The sequence below is a fragment of the Bradyrhizobium sp. CCGUVB4N genome (assembly GCF_024199945.1).
Lineage (GTDB): Bacteria > Pseudomonadota > Alphaproteobacteria > Rhizobiales > Xanthobacteraceae > Bradyrhizobium.
The window spans coordinates 6,620,758-6,638,845 of sequence record NZ_JANADP010000001.1; the positions used below are offsets into that span (position 1 = coordinate 6,620,758).

An 18,088-nucleotide genomic window follows, 5' to 3' on the forward strand; every position below is an offset into this window, starting at 1 on the left:
TAAGATCAGAAGGAATGCTGGCCGCGCCGGTCAGGCGGTGGAGACCAGCCTCAGCACGACGGCACCGGCGGTACGGCCGGATACTGCTCCGGGACCGCGGGTCAGGTGCGCATGCGGCGCGCAATAGCTCGAACCAGGCTGGCGCGGGTGACCGCAGAAGCTGATCTCCTCTCCCTCACCGTCACCACCATAGGGATAGCGGCAATCGCCTCGCTCGAGCTCGAGCAGTGTGATCAGTCGCGGCTGGACACCGACGCAGCGCAGTTTGACCGGATTGGCCGGTCTTAATGCTGAAGGCGGCGGCAGGTTCAGGCCGGGTATTGCAACACGAGGCGGCGAGAGCGGACCGGGCTCGCCCGGCAAGGACGGTACGATCGATGGACTCGTCATCCGTTCGGGCTCGGCGAGCCCAAGCCGCTTGGCACGACCGATCACCGCATTGCGCGTGTAAGCTGTTCCAAACCTTGCGTTAATCTCCCTTCCGATCTCCGCATATGACAGTCCCTTGAAAAAATAGTCGCGAAGCGCGTCGGAATGCTCCGACGACCAGTGGCCCGGTTCCATGCTGCTGTCCTGTGATGCGCCCCGATCGCACGATCCTGAGGCGGAACGCACATTCCGTTATTCCGAAGACAAAGTCAAGCGCGAATTCTGATATTCATAATTGCATCAATTCCGAATTTCGGATTACAAGAGGCGGAGCCAATCGGCAATCGAGGGAATCACCATGTTGGACGTTGCGATGATCGAGCGGGGCCTGGAGAAGACGGGCAAGAGCAAGGGCGGGCTGGCCGCGGCAATGGGCGTTCGCCCGGGCGCGGTGTCGGAGATCCTCGGTGGCGAACGCCTGGTGAAGGCCTCTGAAATCATTCCAATCATGGAATATCTTGAGCTCAATCTCGCGCCGATCATGGGGCGCGTCGGTGCCGGCGCCGTGATCGAGCCAGATGTCGAGCAGGTGCCGCCGGAGGGGCTCGGCGATATCGCGCTGCCGTTCCCGATCATGGAAGAGACCGTGGCCTTCGAGATCGTCGGCGATTCGATGCTGCCCAAATACGAAAGCGGCGACGTGATCGTGGTCTACAAGGACCAGCGTCATCCACTGTCGAGCTTTTACGGCGAAGAGGCCGTGGTCCGGCTCAAGACCGGTGAACGCTATTTGAAGACCATCGAACGCGGGAAATCTCCCTCCGTCGTCAATCTCAACAGCTTCAACGCCAAGCCGATCGTCGGCGTCAAGCTCGACTGGGTCGGAGAGATCTGCCTCTCGATGCCCAAGGGCCAGCTCGAACGGCTGCGCGCGAAGTCGGCCCGCCCCCGCAAGAAGGGGCGATAGGCGCGAATTTCCGATTTTTGGAAATTGACCTTGACTTAATTCCGTTTTTCGGAAATAATCTGCCGCGCCCTCGCCGATTGGGGGGGGGGGGCGGCAGGATCGCTTCATGCAGTATTTCGTCGTGATGATCGACTACGGGCGGCGCGGTCGCGAGGCGATCGTCGACCCCGAGATCACAAGACGCGAGGTCATCTCCCGCGTCACTTCCGGCGAATACCAGAACATCTCGTTCATCCACGAAATCGCAGAGAATTCGGTCGAGGACGTCACCGAGGCCATCCTGGCCGAGGCTGCCCTTCCCCAGATCCCGCCTGAAGATGTCGACCTCCAGGCCATCCGCCACGATCACGCCCGCGACCTGCGCAAGCACGAGAAAGCGTGACGCAGGCCCAGGCGGCTTGCGCCACGATTGCGTTGGAGATCACACCGTCAGAACGGTCGATCCCGTGGTCTTGCGCGCGGCGAGATCGGCGTGCGCCTTGGCAGCATCCTTCAACGGATAGGTCTGGCGCACCTCGATCTTGACCGCCCCGGACTTGACGACGTCGAACAGCTCGTTCGCCATCGCGACGAGATTCTCGCGCTTGGCGGCGTAAGTGAACAGCGTCGGGCGGGTGACGTAGAGCGAGCCCTTCTGCGCGAGCAGGCCGAGATTGAGCGGCTCGACCGCACCGGAGGAGGCACCGAACAGCGCGGCAACGCCGAGCGGCGCGAGGCAATCCAGCGACTTCAGGAACGTGTCCTTGCCGACGGAATCATAAACCACCGGCACCTTCTTGCCGCCGGTGATCTCGTCGACGCGCTTCACGAAATCCTCGCGCGTGTAGATGATGACGTGGTCACAGCCGTGCGCCTTGGCGAGTTTTGCCTTCTCGTCGCTGCTGACGGTGCCGATCACGGTCGCGCCGAGATGTTTTGCCCACTGGCTCAGGATCAGGCCGACACCGCCGGCCGCCGCATGCAGCAAAATGGTGTCGCCAGCCTTCACGCGATAGGTCTGCCGGATCAGGTACTGCGTCGTCAGCCCCTTCAGCATCATTGCGGCCGCCGTCTTGTCGTCGACACCGTCAGGCAGCTTCAACAGCCGGTCGGCCGGGATCAGCCGCGCCTCGGAATAAGCGCCGAGCGGTGATGCACCATAGGCGACGCGATCGCCCGGCTTCAGATCGGTGACACCTGGCCCGACCTCCTCGACAACGCCCGCGGCCTCACTGCCGAGCCCGCTCGGCAATGGCGCCGGATACACACCCGAGCGGTTGTAGATGTCGACGAAGTTGAGACCAACGGCAGTGTGGCGGATGCGCGCCTCGCCCTGGCCGGGCTTGCCGACATTGACCTCCTCCCAAACCAGGACTTCCGGACCGCCGGTCTTGTGAAAGCGAATGGCATGCGTCATGGGCGTTGCTCCCTTATCGTTGCAGTGAAGGTCCGAGAACCGGATCGGCCTGTGAAATAGGCATTTGGTCCGCCCGTTACAGTACAGAGACGTAACAAGAATGTCACAGCGAACGACAAACGCTCGCCGTTCCGCCTCTGTTCGAAAGAGTTGATGACGGCATCGACGCAACCGGCAGTAGCCTTTGCGCGGGGTTTGGTGGTCGCCTGCGAAGGAGAGCCGAGATGCCAGCCTATGTACAGCATCATCAGGACATCGAAATCGCGCCTGTGATTTGCCCGACATGCATGGGGTTCCTGCCGATGTACGTGCGCGAGGTCGAGCCGCACTGGAGCCTCGCCAAGATCGACTTCGTCTACGAGTGCGCCGATTGCGGCGCTGAGGTCCGGCAGACCATCCGCAAGCCGGAGCTGCTGCGGCACTGACCGCACCGTCGGTCGCCCCTTAAGTATTTGCGCTGAACGGAAAAAGCGGCCGTCGGCGCGGATCAGGCCCATCCCAAACGAGGCTTGTTCTTTGCCGGGAACGCAGGCAGAACAAGCCTCAAGCAAGACCTTTGGGAGCGCCCTTTCGTGGCTGAACAGAAGGCCTCGACCTCGATCGAGGCAGTGGAGAGCGGCCTCGCCGCGCAAGGCTATATCGCGAGCCGGCAGATCGCGACCGCCGTCTATTTGTCGCAACAGATCGAAAAGCCGATCCTGGTCGAGGGCCCTGCGGGCGTCGGCAAGACCGAGCTCGCCAAGGCAATCGCCGCCTGGCGCGGCATGAAGATGATCCGCCTGCAGTGCTACGAGGGCCTCGACGAGGCCAAGGCGCTCTATGAGTGGAAATACGCCAAGCAGCTGCTCTACACGCAAATCCTCAAGGACAAGCTCGGCGAGGTCCTTGGCGGCGCGCAGACGCTGCACGCCGCGCTCGAACAGCTTCATGATTTTGGCGACGTGTTCTTCTCCAAGGAATTCGTCGAGCCGCGTCCCCTGCTCCAGGCACTGGAGCAACCGGGCGGCTGCGTGCTGCTGATCGACGAGATCGACAAATCGGATGCCGAGTTCGAATCGCTGCTGCTGGAAATCCTCTCGGACTTTCAGGTCACGATCCCCGAACTCGGCACCGTCTCGGCGATCACGCCGCCGACGGTGATCCTCACCTCCAACAGCGAGCGCGATCTCGGCGACGCCTTGAAGCGGCGCTGCCTGCACCTGCATATTGGCTTCCCCGAGCAGCGGCTGGAAGAGCGCATCGTCGAGAGCCGTGTCCCCGGCATCTCGCAGACGCTGCGCCGGCAGATGGTCGGCTTCATCCACGAAATTCGTTCGCTGGATTTGAAGAAGCTGCCCTCGGTGAGCGAGACGATCGACTGGGCCCGCGTGCTCGTGTTGCTGCAGGCCACCGAGCTCGACACCGAGATCGTCAAGGACACCCTCAACGTGCTCCTGAAATACGAGGCCGACATCGAGGCGGCTCACCCGCAGATCACGACCTTCATTGCCAAGGCGACCCGGTCCAACGTCTTCGGTTGACGCCCGATGCGCGAGAACCTTCATCGTTTCTTTCGAGCTGCGCGGGGGGCGGGCGTCCACGTCTCGCCCGCCGAAAGCATCGATGCGATGCGCGCCGTCGCGCAGGTCGGTCTCACCGACCGCGCCATCCTGCGCGACGCGCTGCTCCTGACGCTCGCCAAGTCGCAAGACGAGAAGCTCGCGCTGGGCGACTGTTTTGATCTGTTCTTCAGCCAGCCCGAGCCTCGACAGGATCAACCCGAGGCCGACGATAGTGACGACGCCTCGCAAGACCCGGATCAATCGCCGTCCGCAAGCTCGGCCAGCGACGCGGGCGAAGCACAGCCTCCGGAAGGATTGGGCCCGCTTGCACAGATGCTGATGTCGCAGGATCGCAATGCGATCTCAGCTGCGATCGCCAGCGCCGCGGGTGCAGCCTCGCTCTCCGACATCCGCTACTCCACCCAGCGCGGCATATTCTCCAGCCGTATCCTCGACGCCATGGGCCTTCAACGCCTGCGCGACGATCTCGACGAGCTGACCGCGACGAACCCGGCGCTCGCCGAACGCCTGCGCGCCGCGCTCGATGGCCTGCGCGAGGCGGTGCGCGATACCGTCTCGCAAGGGCTTGCGCTCTATGCCCGCGAAGAGGCTGAAAATCTCCGCAACGAGATCCTGCGCAACGCGCCGCTGGCTCGCATCGAGCGGCGCCAGGTCGCTGAGATGCGGGCGCTCATCCGCCAGATTGCGCGCCGCCTGCGTGAGCGCTACTCCAAGCCGCGTAAGCGCCAGCGCCGTGGCCATCTCGATGTCCGCCGCACGCTGCGCCGTAACGCCGCCTGGGGCGGCGTACCGTTCCTGACCGCGTGGAAACGCAAGCACCGCGATCGGCCAAAGATCGTGGCGATCTGCGACGTCTCGGGCTCGGTCGCACAGGTCTCGGACTTCTTTCTGCTCCTGATTCACTCGCTGCACGAAGTCGTGGACGACGTCCACTCCTTCGCATTCTCGTCACATCTGATCGAGGTCAGCGAAATCCTGGAGAAGAAGTCGCCCGAAGAGGCGATGGCGGAGATCATGTCGAAGGTCGGCTTCGGCTCGTCGGACTACGGCTCTTCGCTGGTCGACTTCGAGCACGACTTCATGAGCACGCTGACGCCGCAGACCACGGTGATCGTGCTCGGCGATGCCCGCAGCAACAACCTCGACCCGCGTGCCGACATCCTGCGCCGCATCTCCGAACGCTCGAAACGACTGGTCTGGCTCAACCCCGAAGGACGGCTCGCCTGGGGCTTTGGCGATTCCGAGATGCCGCGCTATGCGACCTTTTGCAGCGTGGTGCGGCAATGCGCCACCGCGCAGCAGCTCGAGCGCGCAGTCTCGGATATCGTTGCGACCTACCAGTAAATCCTCAGTTCAGGCCGACGTCAGCTTCGCGCAAGCTCGACGTGGTGAACGGCATTGCACTCGCGAAAGTGATGGGCAGTTTCGTCGAGCGCGCGCTGTTCCCATTCCTGCGCTTGCGTCAGCCAGAAAACCCGACGCTCAAAATCGAGCGCGGCGCGCTCACGGCACAGGGATTCCTGACTGCGAATTTCCACCAGCCTGTTCATGCACTCACACTCCTTGTCGTGTGAAGCCATTCCCTAGGAATCAGCGTAGCAGAGTCACGAACCCAGCGTCTCATCATTTCTGTGCATAACGCGACGCAGAATGAGACAGCAACGCTTCCCGTGCACTGCGGCCGTCGCAGCGCAACATCAAATGAAGATCATCAATTAGTGATAAGCGACCGGGACGATAATCGTGTCCGAGCGATCTTAACTATTGTGGCGCAACAGACTGCGGCAATTCGTGAAGAGAAGTTCTAAACAGCGCACCGAATTCCCGACTCATTGTCGTCGCATGGTTTTCATGCAGCGCCGCTAACAGGGGCGCACGAACGTGACTATCGCTTGAGGCAACATGAACGACGATTTCGAACTCGATCTTTCGCCGGATCAATGGGCAGCCCTGCGCACACTTCGTAACCCCGTAGCGAACAATCGCCTCGCGAAGGCCTATCTCCTCGACAGCCTCGTCAAGCTTGGTCTCGTTGTCATTGATGACGGCGTGCCCGCCATGACCCCCATCGGACGCAAGGTGCTGGTGCGCGGATCGTGCCGGCTGCTGGACCTCGCGGCCTGACGACCCGCGTCAGAAGATCTGTGCGATCACGATCGCGTATGCGACGAACACGACCCCGAGCCCCCACACCATCGCCGGAATCTGCGACCGGCGACCGACCGCCACTTCGAGAGCGATGTAGCTCAGCGTCCCCAGCGCCATTCCGTTGATGAGGTTATTGGTCAGCACGGTGATCAGCAGCGTCAGCACGATCGGAACCGCGTTGGCCAGATCGGTCATGTCGATGCGGGCAAGTCCCTGCATCATGAGCACGCCGACGAGCACCAGCGCGGGCGCGGTCGCTTGCGCCGGGATGATGACGAAGATCGGCCAGAAGAACAACGCAAGGAAGAAGAATCCCGCGACGGTCAACGAGGTCAGGCCGGTGCGACCGCCGGCCTGCACGCCGGTGATGGATTCGATATAGGCCGTGACGACGGAGGTCCCGAGCAGCGGCCCGACGATTGAAGCCGTCGCATCCGTCGCGAATGCGGCGGTGGCATTCGGGATCGAGCCGTCCGGCTTGCGCAGATTGGCGGCCCCTGTCACGCCGATCAGCGTGCCGAGCGTCGAGAAGAATTCGGCGCACAGGAAATAGAACAGCAGCGGCAGCGCGACGACGAAATGGCTGAAGAGATAGCCGATGTCGAGCGCCATGAAGGTGCTGGTCGGCCAGCGCGGCCATGCCATGATGGCCGATGGCACTGACGTCACCATTTTGCCGTTGGCGCCTGGAACGAAGAAGCCGATCAGCGTGAGCACCGCAATCGACAGAATCAGCGCAGCCGGCACTCGGCGCACCACCAGCACCGGCGTGAGCAGGAGACCGAACAGCGTCAGCAGCACCGGCGGGCTGCGCAGGGAGCCCATGGCGATGTAAGTCGACGGATTCTGGACCACGAATCCGGCGCCCCGCAGCGCAATGAAGACGATGAGGGTACCGACCGCCGCCTGGATGCCGATCTTTAGCGCTTCCGGCACGTCCTTGGCGACTTTCTCACGCAGCTTCGACAGGCTGAGAATCAGGAACAGCACGCCGGTGAAGGCGACCATGGCGAGTGCGCCCTGCCAGGGCATTCCCATCTGCTTGACGATGACATAGGTGAAGATGACGTTCGAGCCCATCGCGGGCGCCACCGCAAGCGGCAGATTAGCCCACAGCCCCATCATCACCGAGCCGACGATCGCGGCGAGCGCCGTGGCGCTGACGAGATCGGCACGGTCCATCCCGGCGTTGGACATGATCGCGGGATTCACCGCGATGATATAGGCCATCGCCGCGAACGTCGTCGCGCCGGCCATCACCTCGCGGCCGACGGTGGTGCCACGCTCGGTGAGGCCAAAAGCACGATCAAGCAGCCCCAAGGCTGCGGGTGGTACTGGCTCCGCGGGAGCGGCTTGCGGCTTCGTCATGTCGTCCATCCCCAGTCCTCCCCCTACCACACCACCGGATGCGCTTCGCCGGTCTGCACGTTGATGAATCCAAGCGGCGCCTGCTCGCACGGTGCCACCAGCACCCAACTCCAGGGCGCGCAGGTCAGCGTCGCAAACATGAGCCTCTCCGGAAATCCCGGATACCAGCGCGGCCGGAACGTCGGCTCGTACATCCAGTCGACCTTGCGACCTTCCGCATAAAGCGCCTGCATCTCGGCATCGAGTGCTTGCGCCGAACGACAGCTCATCAGCCCACCGACTTCGAAGCGCACCGTGGCGACGAGTTCGCCCTCGCGCACCAGCGCCCAGCCGCCCTGAAGCTCGATCAGCGCGTTGACCGCCTTTGCCATCGCCGCATCGGACGAGCCGACCACCCAGATATTGTGCTTGTCGTGCGCCACCGAGCAGGCAACGGCCGTCTCCGACGTGCGCGGACCACAGCCGCGCCAAAACATCTTTGCGACGCGCCCATCGCCGGAAAACCGATCGACGATGGCGAATTTAGTGATGGCCTCGCTCTCGTCGCGCTGGACCGCCCCGTCACGCACCGGCAGTTCGAGGGTGTAGAATTCGGGATGCCAATGGAAGGGACGGATCACCGCCGCCTTCATCGTGGTACGGCCCGGCTCGGCCGGCAGTTCGAAATCTTGAGGTTTGATCGAGCGCTTGATGTTGACCGTCTTGGTGGCCCAATCCGGCCACTGGATTTCGGGCACCTGCCCGAGATAGCGCTTGCCCTCGGAGACCTGCGCGCCATCGGCCCACACTTCGGCGATCGTAAGCTTGGTGACGTCCGAGAGCAGCACGACATCGCCGAAACGTCCTGGAGCCAGGCTCCCGACGAACGGCGTGATGCGCATATGCCGCGCCGGGTTGATGGTGAGACACTGGATTGCGATTTCGGGCGCGAGACCCGCCTCGATCGCGACCCGCGCATTGTGATCGCTGGCGCCGAGCTCGAGCGTGTGGCTGGCGCTGCGGTCATCCGTCGTGAATGCGATCTGCGACCAATCCTGCAGGCCCTTCGCAAGCAGCCATTTCACGATCTCATCCATCGCGTAGACGCGCAGCTCGACGAACAGGCCGCGGGTGAGCTTGTCCCAGGTCTCCTCCGGCGTCTGCACTTCGTGATCGGAGGCGAGCCCCGCGGCGGCAAAGGCATTGATGGAAGGCAGATCCCGTAAGCCCGACGCGTGGCCCTCGACGACGCCGCGCGCCGCGAACGTCGCCTCGATCATGCCCCAGAGCCGCTTGTAGGAGGGATTGTCGGGATTCCACACCGCCGGCCAGTCCATGACCTCGTCGAGACCGGTGACCATCAGGCTTTCGGCCATGAAGCCCGCCTGCTCATCGCGGCCATACCAGCCGCCGCCCCATTCGTAGGCCGTGGGTGGCACCGCCGAGCCCGGCTGCGGGAAGATTTTGAGCGGCGAGCCGCGGCGGCGCGCCTCGAACCAGAACTCGAGATTGCGGGCGCCGTTGACGTTGGAGAACTCGTGGCTCGCCTCGCAGGTCCAGGTATTGCCGTGCGGCAGCACCAGCGCCGCCTCCCATTCCGGCGTCAGATGCGAGCTTTCGATGTGCTTGTGCACCTCGCCGAAGCCGGGGACCGCCGCAAGATCCGGCCGATGCACGCGCTCGCGGACCTCGCCGGGGTAGCTACCGGCCGGCCCGACCCAGGCAATGCGCCGGCCCTTGAAGACGATCTCCTGATCCTCGCTCCAGGTCCGGCTGTGCACGTCGAGCAACCTGCCGACCCGCAAGGAGCGATCGGCCGGGCGACGGCCGAGCGCCGTCAGCACCAGATCCTGGCGGATGCGAACTTCGTCGGGTGCGTTGATCAGGAGATCATCGGGGATCGCATTCATGGCCTGTCTCACTCCACGCCGGTGTTTTCGCGCGCCGGGCTTCGCTTACGCGGCGATTTGCCGGCCTTGCCGTTGCGCGCCGCCGCGGCATCGCGCTGACGGACATCGTTCAAAAGGGTCTTGAGCGCCCACTCGACCGTGTCGGCGATCTCGGCACTGGACATTCCAAAGTCCTCGCGCATTGCATTCCAGGCCAGCACGTTGTTGAGGTAGGAGGCGAGCGCCTCCGCCTGTCGGACCTCCTTTGCGGGGAGATGCCGCACCAGCGGCGCCATCGCCTTGCGATGCTGGTCAATCAGATGCCGTCGGAAACCGGCGCGCACCCGGCGGCCCGCCCGCGTCATCGCAATGGCGCGCGCCAGATGCGGGTGACGGTCGAACCGCTTGCACAGCTTGCGGAAAATATCCGGCAGCTCGTCGGGCGAACTGAAGGGAATGTAGCTGAAGACGTTGTCCTCGATCCACTCGCCGGCCGCCGCAAACAGTTCGGCGCGGGTCTTGAAGTGGCGATAGATGGTTCGTTCGGCCACCTTTGCCCGCTTGGCGACCGCGGCCATGGAGATGTCGTCGGCCGCCTCATCCTCCAGCGTCTCGACGAAGGCCGCGACGATGCGCTGTCGCGTCATCTCGGCATATTCGTCGCGAAGGCTGGCGATATGTCGCTTTGCTGTACTCATGTCATAAGTCTGACATCAGGCGGATTGGAGGGTCAAGCCGAGACTTGAGGCACGCCGCGCCGCGACAATGGGCGCCTGCACGCTCCGGGGCTGGCGACCCAGGCGAGCACGGCTATCGCCTTCCGCCTGAAAAATGGACTTTTGCGCGTCACCAAAATCGGATTTGCTCGCCCAAGAGCTGCGCGCAACGGCGTCGCGCGGACGGCAAGGGAGCCGACGGAAGGAGTTGATCATGAACGGGCTTGGCGGGCTGAACAAATCGCCTGAGGGCGTGGTCATCGGGCTGGTGCAATTGCAGTTGCCAACCGTCGTGACCAAGGCCGATCTCGCCAGGCAGACCGAGCGTATCGTCTGGATGGTCGGCAAGGCCCGCCGCAATCTTTCCACCATGGATCTGGTGGTGTTCCCCGAATACTCGCTGCACGGCCTCTCGATGGACACCAATCCCGAGATCATGTGCCGGCTCGATGGGCCGGAGGTCGCGGCATTCAAGAAGGCCTGCATCGACAACAAGATCTGGGGCTGCTTCTCCATCATGGAGTTCAACCCGCACGGCAATCCCTACAATTCCGGCCTGATCATCGATGACCACGGCGAGATCAAGCTCTATTACCGCAAGCTTCATCCCTGGATTCCTGTCGAGCCGTGGGAGCCGGGCGATATCGGCATTCCCGTGATCGAAGGCCCGAACGGCGCCAAGATCGCACTCATCATCTGTCACGACGGCATGTTCCCGGAGATGGCGCGGGAATGCGCCTACAAGGGCGCGGAGATCATGATCCGCACCGCCGGCTACACCGCGCCGATCCGCGATTCCTGGCGCTTCACCAACCAGGCCAATTCGTTCCAGAACCTGATGGTCACCGCCAACGTCTGCATGTGCGGCTCGGACGGCTCGTTCGATTCCATGGGCGAAGGCATGATCGTCAATTTCGACGGCAGCGTGCTGGCGCACGGCACCACCGGCCGTGCCGACGAGATCATCACCGCCGAGGTGCGCCCCGACCTCGTGCGCGAAGCCCGCATCAACTGGGGCGTCGAGAACAACATCTACCAGCTCTGGCACCGTGGCTATGTCGCGGTGAAGGGTGGCGCGATGGACTGCCCCTACACCTTCATGCAGGACATGGTCGCGGGCACCTACCGGCTGCCATGGGAAGACCAGGTCAAGGTCACCGACGGCACCTCCTGCGGCTTCCCGGCACCGACACGGATGTTCGGAAAGACGGCAAGGGCCGCCGAATAAAGGTCTGCACCCGAGAGGCGGCAGCAAACGACTTGCTACGCAAACCGCTTAACTTTGGAGTCGATCGCGCGGATTTCATCCGCGGCGATCCCCGCCAGATCCTTTAACTGCGCCAGCTGGTCCTCGGACATGTCCCGCGGGCGGGTGTCAAGCAAGCAGAGCGTACCGATACAGGTCCCGTCGGCCAGATTTAACGGATAGCCGGCGTAAAACCTGATCCGCGGCCCGCCACGCACCAGTGGATTATCGGCAACGCGGTCATCCCGGAGAGCATCGGACACGATGACCGGCTCCCGATGATAGACGACGTGGGCGCAGAAGGAGACGTCGCGAGGATTCTCTTGCACGGCAACCCCTTGCCGGGACTTGAACCATTGACGGTTCTCGTCGATGAAAGTGATGGTTGCCATCGGCACGTTGAACAGAGCCACCGCAAGGCGCGTAATCCGATCGAACCGTTCCTCCGGCGGGCTGTCGAGAAGTCCAAGTTCGCGCATTGACGCCAGCCTTTTCTCCTCATCCTCTGGCACCGGCGCCCGTACCCAGCGACAGGCCTCCCGCAGAACCCACGCACGCATCTTCGTGCGCGCGTAGCTCTCCGTAAACGGCGTGATGAGCCAGTCTTTGACGCCATCCTCGGTATCCTCATCTCCGGCAATCGCTACAACCGGGAGGTTGTCGTCGTTCATCCCGCGGATCGCCTCGCAAATGCCCCGACTGTCTCGAGCTGCATCACGGTCGATAATTGCCAGTGACGGCGGGTCCCTGGAGATGATGGCTTGTGCGGCCTCGGCGCTTGCGCAGAAATTGGCACGAAGGCCTTCGGCGCTCGCTGCGCCTGTGAGCGCCGCGGCAATCTTGGGATCGGTCACGCTGATGAGTATTGAGCGTTGGACCAGTGCCGGCTCCAGGGGCGTCAGGGCGCTGAATTCCTCGCCAGCCACGTGAGGCGCACGGGCGTCTGACGCCTCCAACGAAATGACCTCCCCTTCAGCCGACGCTGAGACAACGAGCGCCGATCCGTCAGCGCGCAGATCAGCTCTCAGCTTTTCGACGATGCGCTCGACTGCGTCATCGTTTCGGAGCGGATCGTGATGTGCCAATGCAACATGCTTCACATGGGACCGCTGCGCCAATTTGACAACGAACTCACCGGTGCTGTGGCCCCAGCCGACTTTCGAGGGATACTCCGCCGCGGTGTATTGCGCATCGTGGATCAGCAGATCCGCGCCTTCGATGAAATCAGCATGCCGCTGATCCAGAACAGAAAACTCTCCATTCCCTTCGGCAAGGGCGCGGGAGAATGGCTCATGGTCACAGCAGTACACGGCCGCGACGCCGTCGGCCTCCAGGCGATAGCCCAAAGTCAGGGCAGGATGGTTCAAATACTGCGTGGTCACCTTGACGTCGTCGATCTCGAAGGTGCCCTCCACCAGGTCGTGATAGCGGATCGTGGCGCCAAACTCGTCGGTGGTGACCGGAAAATACGTGTGCTGCATCTGTCCTGCGAGCGTCTCCCGCAGTGATTGGTTGAGCCCCTTCGGTCCGTAGATGTCCCATTTGGTTCCTGACACGAAGAACGGGACAAAGAACGGAACGCCTTGAATGTGATCCCAATGCGTATGGCTGATCAGGATATGGCCGGCGAGATTCTTGACGCCTCCGGACATCAGCTTGAGGCCCAGGCCGTGGAGACCCGTCCCGCAATCGATGATCACGAGCGTCCCACGCGCCGTCCTGACCTCGACGCAGAGCGTGTTGCCCCCATAGCGGATGGTGGTGGGTCCAGGCTTTGGTATCGAACCGCGTGTGCCCCAAAACTGAACTTGCATCAGTTCCTCCGAGCCATCGTACCTGCAGCGGTATCCTATCGGTTCTGCCGCTCGACGGGACCAAAATCGGCGCACCGGCGGCAGGATCGGCCGCTCGCTTTCGCCAAATCGCGACAATCTGGCACGGTTGTTGCTCCATTGTGATGTTCTGAACGCCACAACGGGGGATTTATCATGTCGACCATTGCCGCGGCCCCGGCCGCAGAGCGCAAGCCACTTTACGCCTCGCTGTTCGTCCAGGTGCTGGCGGCGCTGATCCTGGGCATCATCCTCGGCGTGGTCGCCCCGGACTTCGCCATCAGCCTCAAGATCCTCAGCGACGCCTTCCTGAAATTGATCTCGATGATCGTGGCGCCGATCGTGTTCTGCGTCGTCGTGCACGGCATTGCCGGCGCCGGCGATCTCAAGAAAGTCGGCCGCGTCGGCGTCAAGGCGCTGTTGTATTTCGAAGCGATGACGACGGTGGCGCTCGTGGTTGGCCTTATCCTGGCCTACGTCTTCGGCCCCGGCCACGGCATGAATATCGATCCTTCGACGCTCGATGCCAAGGCGCTCAGCACCTATGCCGATAACGCCCACAAGCTGCAGGGCGCGGGCATCGGCTCCTTCCTGATGAACGTGATCCCGACCACTTCGTTCGACGCGTTGTCGCGCAACGACGTGCTCCAGGTGCTGTTCTTCGCCGTGCTGTTCGGCGTCGGCCTCGCGCTGGTCGGCGGCGAGAAGGGCGCGCTCGTGACCTCGATGATCGACGCGGCCTCGACGGTGCTGTTCCGCGTGATGGGGCTCATCGTTCGCGTTGCCCCACTCGGCGTGCTCGGTGCGGTTGCTTACACCGTCGGTAAATATGGCGTCGGCTCGCTGAAGCAGCTCGTCTCGCTGGTCATGCTGTTCTACGTCTCGGTCGGCATCTTCGTGCTGGGCGTGCTCGGTGGCGTCATGGCACTCGCCGGCATCAACATCCTCAAATTCCTCGCCTACCTGCGCGAAGAGCTGATGATCGTGCTTGCGACCGCCTCCTCCGACGCCGTGCTGCCGCAGATCATGAAGAAGCTGGAGCGGATGGGCGTGAAGGATTCCGTGGTCGGTCTGGTCATTCCGACCGGTTATTCCTTCAACCTCGACGCCTTCTCGATCTACCTGACGCTCGCCGTCGTCTTCATCGCGCAGGCCACCAACACGCCGCTGTCCTTTGGCGATCTCCTGCTGGTGCTGGGCGTCTCGCTGATCACGTCAAAGGGCGCGCACGGCGTACCGGGCTCGGCGATCGTGATCCTCGCTGCCACGCTGAATGCGGTGCCGAGCATTCCCGCGATCGGCCTCGTGCTGGTGCTCTCGGTCGACTGGTTCATCGGCATGGCCCGCGCAGTCGGGAACCTCATCGGCAATTGCGTGGCGACGGTCGTCGTGGCCGCCTGGGAAGGTGACCTCGACCGCGCCAAGGCGGCCAAGGTTCTCGAGGGTGGCGAGCTCGTGGATGTGACGGCGGGCTAGAGCATGATCCGGAAAAGTGTGCAGCGGTTTTCCGAAAAGATCATGCTCAAACCATAACCCAGGCGCGATGACGATTCGTTTCATCGCGCTTTGTCCGCAGGTCAGTCATTCCACTGGAGGAGCGGCGTTCCATACGCCCTCCTCCAGACCGACAGGAAGCGCGGAAACCAGGAATGGGCGACCGCGCCCTTGTAGGCCCAGGTGCGGTATTTCAGGCCCTGCTCGGAGATCAGCTCCTGATAGCCACCGTGGACTTCGGTCGCGGTGCGAATGTCCTTCAGTATCCCTTGCGCGCAAGCGCGGTAGGTCTCGCTGCCTGAAGCCTCGTCGAAGTCCAGCATGCGATCCGCGAACTCGACGTTGAATGTCGGCCAGGACGAGCGCCCCTGATAGGCCGGCGCCGCGATCTTGTGAATCATCTTGTTGCGCGGATTATCCGCCGACACCAGGAAGTGGAACGTGCTGGGAATGCGGAAGCGCGGCTCGGCAATGATCAAATCCGTCGTGGCCGCAAACAAGGCGCGCTCGCTCGCATCGCTCATGTCCCAGAAGCCGCGATGCACGCCGACGAAATCCAGCGCGACCAGGGACACCGGCGTGCCCGCCGATCCATCCAGCGAATGCCTGATATGGCCGTCCTTGCCGAACAGGCGGAGCAGGTCCCGCTTGTACTGCCTGAGGTCGCGCCCGAGCAGGCGCTTCAGCTCGTTCTCGTCGACCACACCGAGCTGCACACCCCACACGAAGGTCGTGTAGACGCAGGCATTGGTGACAAACCGCCGGCGCTCGGCGCGCGTGTCCGTTGCCGCAGAGCGAGGCCCGCTGGCGTCGCACAGCAAATATCTGACGCCGTCAGCGTCGAACGGCTCGAGCTCGCTTGCGAGCTTCAGGATCGCGCGCTTCAGATCGCCGCCGTATTCGGCCAGCAACAGCCGGCCGGCATGCGCGCATTGCGACATCGCCAGATAGGACGACGCCCGCTCTTCGGCGGAGAGCATCTGCTGGAGGCCGGCGAGAATGCCGAGCAGCGTATCCGAAGGACGCGAAAAATAGTTCACGCCGAGATACCGGCCGCGTCCCGCTGGAACGATGGTCGTCGTGACGACGTCGGCGCGAACCGCCTCCAGCAACAGGCGCACGCTCATTTCGAGCAGCCGCGCCCGGCGCACCGCGTCCTGCGCATCCATGATGGTCTCGGGGTCGAGAACGTCGGGATAGAACCAGGCGAAGTCGCGTGGGTAGTAGGCGGAGGCGTGCGGCGCGCCCGTGACGAGGAACGCCTCGGTCACCGAAAAGGCGCTGTCCATCGAGTGCCGGTAAAGGTCCTCGATCGCCGACAAGGAATGATGCGACTGTCTCAGGAAACGATCACCGAGAAAATTGACCGCCTGAAGCGCATTGGCGACAAAGGTCGCGGCCATGCCCTGGTAAAACCGGTTCTCTCGATGGGCTGGAAAGGAAATATCGCTGTTCATTCGCTTACGTCGGCTGATGTCTGGTGATCCCGCGGCTGGGCAGTCGCTATTTTAGCCCTGTCTGATTCGTATCTCTACCCGGTGACTTGCGGGGGCCTTAGCCCTCCCGCGGCCTGAAATTCTCGATCACCCGCAGCAGCACCCGCGCGCCGGCGTCGACGTCCGCGAGCTCGACATGCTCGTCCGGATGATGGCTGATGCCGCCGCGGCAGCGGACGAAGATCATGCCGACATCGGCAATATCGATCATTGCCATGCCGTCGTGCCCTGCTCCGCTCGGCAGTTCGAAGGCGGAAAAACCTTCGGCGGCGATGGCGTGCGCGATCTGATCCTTCAGCCAGGGCGCACACGGTGCGGTGCGGTTCTCATGGGTGACGTCGAGCTGAAGCGCCAGTTGCCGGCGCCTTGCGATGGCCTCGATCTGCCGGACGACGTCGGCGACCGCGCGCTTGCGATGCATATCGGTCGGCGCGCGCATGTCGATGGTGAACGATACGTCGCCCGGAATGACATTGGTCGCGCCGGGCCTCGCCTGGATATAGCCGACGGTGCCGACCAGGCCGGCCTCGTCGGTCCGGCAAAACTGCTCGATCGCGCCAATGCATTCGGCCGCGCCACTGAGGGCGTCACGGCGCAGTGCCATGGGCACGGTGCCGGCGTGGCCGGCCATTCCGGTGAGCCGAGCTGCCAGCCGCGTGGCGCCCGCAATCGCAGTGACGACACCGACGGGGAGATTCTGCGCTTCGAGCACCGGCCCCTGCTCGATGTGCAATTCGACATAGGCCAGCAGCTCGCGCCGGGCGCGCGCGGCCGCGCCGATATGGTCGGGGTAGAGGCCAAATTTGACGAGCGCTTCGCGGATCGATACGCCGTCGCGGTCGCGCGTGTTCAAGACGCTCTCGTCGAAAGTGCCGGCGACTGCGCGGCTGCCGAGCAGCGTCGAGGCGAAGCGCACGCCCTCCTCGTCGGCAAAGCCGACCACCTCGAGCGCAAACGGCAGGCGCTCGCCACGGCGGTTGAGCTCGGCGACGCAGGCGATCGCCGTGATCACACCAAGTGGTCCGTCCCATTTGCCGGCGTCACGCACCGTGTCGTAATGCGAGCCGAGCATCAGGCAGGGTGCTCCCGGCCGCTCGCCTTCGTAGCGGCCGCAGACATTGCCGATCGCATCGAGATGGGCGCTCATGCCGGCCTCGCGCATCCAGCCAAGGATGAGGTCCGAAGCCGCGCGCAGTTCCTTGGTGAGATAGATGCGGGTGAGCTTGCCGTCTTCTTCCGAGATCGCCGCGAGCTCGTTGATCCGACGCACGATCTCCTCGCCGAGCGATGCATTTTGAACGGCGGTCACGGCAGCCATCTCGATCAAGCTTTCATCCTGAAGACCGCGCGGGCGGTCGCAACCCTAACCGATACAAGTTCGGTGCCAGCGAATTCAGGCAGCCGGCGCACTTCGACCCAGCGCGTGGTTAGCATGAATGCGGGTGATCGGCCGACCGTCCCAGTCTCATCATGCGCACGTGAGAGCCGGTTAAGGCTGCTTAACTACCTTGCATACAATCAGACGATACTGCTCATAATTTAAGCTGGTGATTTCCTGATCAGGATTTCTAAAGCGAATAAAACTTATATTTTACAATATCTTATGAAGAAATGCCTGCCCCGCAG

The 18,088-nt window shown here is 63.0% G+C and carries 17 protein-coding genes; 8 read left to right on the forward strand and 9 right to left on the reverse strand.

All coding sequences use genetic code 11. From position 1 onward, the window contains the following. Window positions 1-30 precede the first annotated feature (30 nt). Window positions 31-564 (reverse strand): GcrA family cell cycle regulator, encoded by a 534-nt coding sequence (locus NLM31_RS30695; RefSeq protein WP_254194735.1) that lies wholly within the window; start codon window positions 562-564, stop codon window positions 31-33. A gap of 163 nt (window positions 565-727) precedes the next feature. On the opposite strand from NLM31_RS30695, the gene NLM31_RS30700 reads away from it, so the two are divergent. Together NLM31_RS30700 and NLM31_RS30705 are read left to right on the forward strand one after the other, a co-directional pair. Next, complete coding sequence (locus tag NLM31_RS30700; protein ID WP_027531902.1) at window positions 728-1,336, forward strand: S24 family peptidase; 609 nt, start codon at window positions 728-730, stop codon at window positions 1,334-1,336. Between the two features lie 106 nt (window positions 1,337-1,442). Then, window positions 1,443-1,718, forward strand: a complete 276-nt coding sequence (locus NLM31_RS30705; RefSeq protein ID WP_148776744.1) for a hypothetical protein — start codon at window positions 1,443-1,445, stop codon at window positions 1,716-1,718. A gap of 39 nt (window positions 1,719-1,757) precedes the next feature. On the opposite strand, the gene NLM31_RS30710 is transcribed toward NLM31_RS30705, so the two are convergent. Beyond that, entirely contained in the window at window positions 1,758-2,732 is a 975-nt protein-coding gene (locus tag NLM31_RS30710) for a quinone oxidoreductase (RefSeq protein WP_254194736.1), read from the reverse strand. A 224-nt stretch (window positions 2,733-2,956) separates the two neighbouring features. Here NLM31_RS30710 and NLM31_RS30715 point away from each other — a divergent pair, with 224 nt between their 5' ends. The 3 genes from NLM31_RS30715 (at window position 2,957) to NLM31_RS30725 (ending at window position 5,638) form a co-directional block, all read left to right on the forward strand. Further along, window positions 2,957-3,157 carry a hypothetical protein gene (locus NLM31_RS30715; protein WP_057749711.1) on the forward strand — a complete coding sequence of 67 codons (201 nt, stop codon included), beginning with the start codon at window positions 2,957-2,959 and terminating at the stop codon, window positions 3,155-3,157. A gap of 147 nt (window positions 3,158-3,304) precedes the next feature. Next, on the forward strand, window positions 3,305-4,252 hold the full coding sequence (locus NLM31_RS30720) for a MoxR family ATPase (RefSeq protein WP_254132889.1): 948 nt from the start codon (window positions 3,305-3,307) through the stop codon (window positions 4,250-4,252). A 6-nt stretch (window positions 4,253-4,258) separates the two neighbouring features. Further along, window positions 4,259-5,638, forward strand: a complete 1,380-nt coding sequence (locus NLM31_RS30725; protein ID WP_254194737.1) for a VWA domain-containing protein — start codon at window positions 4,259-4,261, stop codon at window positions 5,636-5,638. A 20-nt stretch (window positions 5,639-5,658) separates the two neighbouring features. Here NLM31_RS30725 and NLM31_RS30730 read toward each other — a convergent pair whose 3' ends face one another. Further along, window positions 5,659-5,844, reverse strand: coding sequence for a hypothetical protein (locus tag NLM31_RS30730; RefSeq protein ID WP_254194738.1), 186 nt, complete (start codon window positions 5,842-5,844; stop codon window positions 5,659-5,661). Window positions 5,845-6,196: 352 nt separating this feature from the next. Between NLM31_RS30730 and NLM31_RS30735 the strand changes: the two genes are divergently transcribed. Continuing rightward, the gene (locus NLM31_RS30735; protein ID WP_254132892.1) at window positions 6,197-6,418 is read left to right on the forward strand and encodes a hypothetical protein; all 222 of its coding nucleotides are present in this window, start codon (window positions 6,197-6,199) and stop codon (window positions 6,416-6,418) included. Window positions 6,419-6,427: 9 nt separating this feature from the next. On the opposite strand, the gene NLM31_RS30740 is transcribed toward NLM31_RS30735, so the two are convergent. From NLM31_RS30740 to NLM31_RS30750, 3 genes are read right to left on the reverse strand one after another with little or no spacing between them, the layout of a single operon-like run. Next, window positions 6,428-7,819 carry an NCS2 family permease gene (locus NLM31_RS30740; protein WP_254194739.1) on the reverse strand — a complete coding sequence of 464 codons (1,392 nt, stop codon included), beginning with the start codon at window positions 7,817-7,819 and terminating at the stop codon, window positions 6,428-6,430. 14 nt (window positions 7,820-7,833) lie between these two features. Further along, a complete protein-coding gene (locus tag NLM31_RS30745) occupies window positions 7,834-9,699 on the reverse strand; it encodes an adenine deaminase (protein ID WP_254194740.1) in 1,866 nt (621 codons plus the stop codon). Window positions 9,700-9,707: 8 nt separating this feature from the next. After that, entirely contained in the window at window positions 9,708-10,376 is a 669-nt protein-coding gene (locus NLM31_RS30750; protein WP_254194741.1) for a TetR/AcrR family transcriptional regulator, read from the reverse strand. A gap of 232 nt (window positions 10,377-10,608) precedes the next feature. Here NLM31_RS30750 and NLM31_RS30755 point away from each other — a divergent pair, with 232 nt between their 5' ends. Next, window positions 10,609-11,622: a formamidase gene (locus tag NLM31_RS30755; protein WP_254194742.1), complete on the forward strand. Its 1,014-nt coding sequence runs from the start codon at window positions 10,609-10,611 to the stop codon at window positions 11,620-11,622. A 35-nt stretch (window positions 11,623-11,657) separates the two neighbouring features. On the opposite strand, the gene NLM31_RS30760 is transcribed toward NLM31_RS30755, so the two are convergent. Then, a complete protein-coding gene (locus NLM31_RS30760) occupies window positions 11,658-13,454 on the reverse strand; it encodes a GAF domain-containing protein (protein WP_254194743.1) in 1,797 nt (598 codons plus the stop codon). Window positions 13,455-13,628: 174 nt separating this feature from the next. On the opposite strand from NLM31_RS30760, the gene NLM31_RS30765 reads away from it, so the two are divergent. After that, entirely contained in the window at window positions 13,629-14,948 is a 1,320-nt protein-coding gene (locus NLM31_RS30765; protein ID WP_254194744.1) for a dicarboxylate/amino acid:cation symporter, read from the forward strand. Window positions 14,949-15,049: 101 nt separating this feature from the next. Here NLM31_RS30765 and NLM31_RS30770 read toward each other — a convergent pair whose 3' ends face one another. Next, the gene (locus NLM31_RS30770) at window positions 15,050-16,423 is read right to left on the reverse strand and encodes a hypothetical protein (protein WP_254194745.1); all 1,374 of its coding nucleotides are present in this window, start codon (window positions 16,421-16,423) and stop codon (window positions 15,050-15,052) included. Between the two features lie 97 nt (window positions 16,424-16,520). Next, a complete protein-coding gene (locus NLM31_RS30775; protein WP_254196301.1) occupies window positions 16,521-17,780 on the reverse strand; it encodes an allantoate amidohydrolase in 1,260 nt (419 codons plus the stop codon). Window positions 17,781-18,088: the final 308 nt, after the last annotated feature.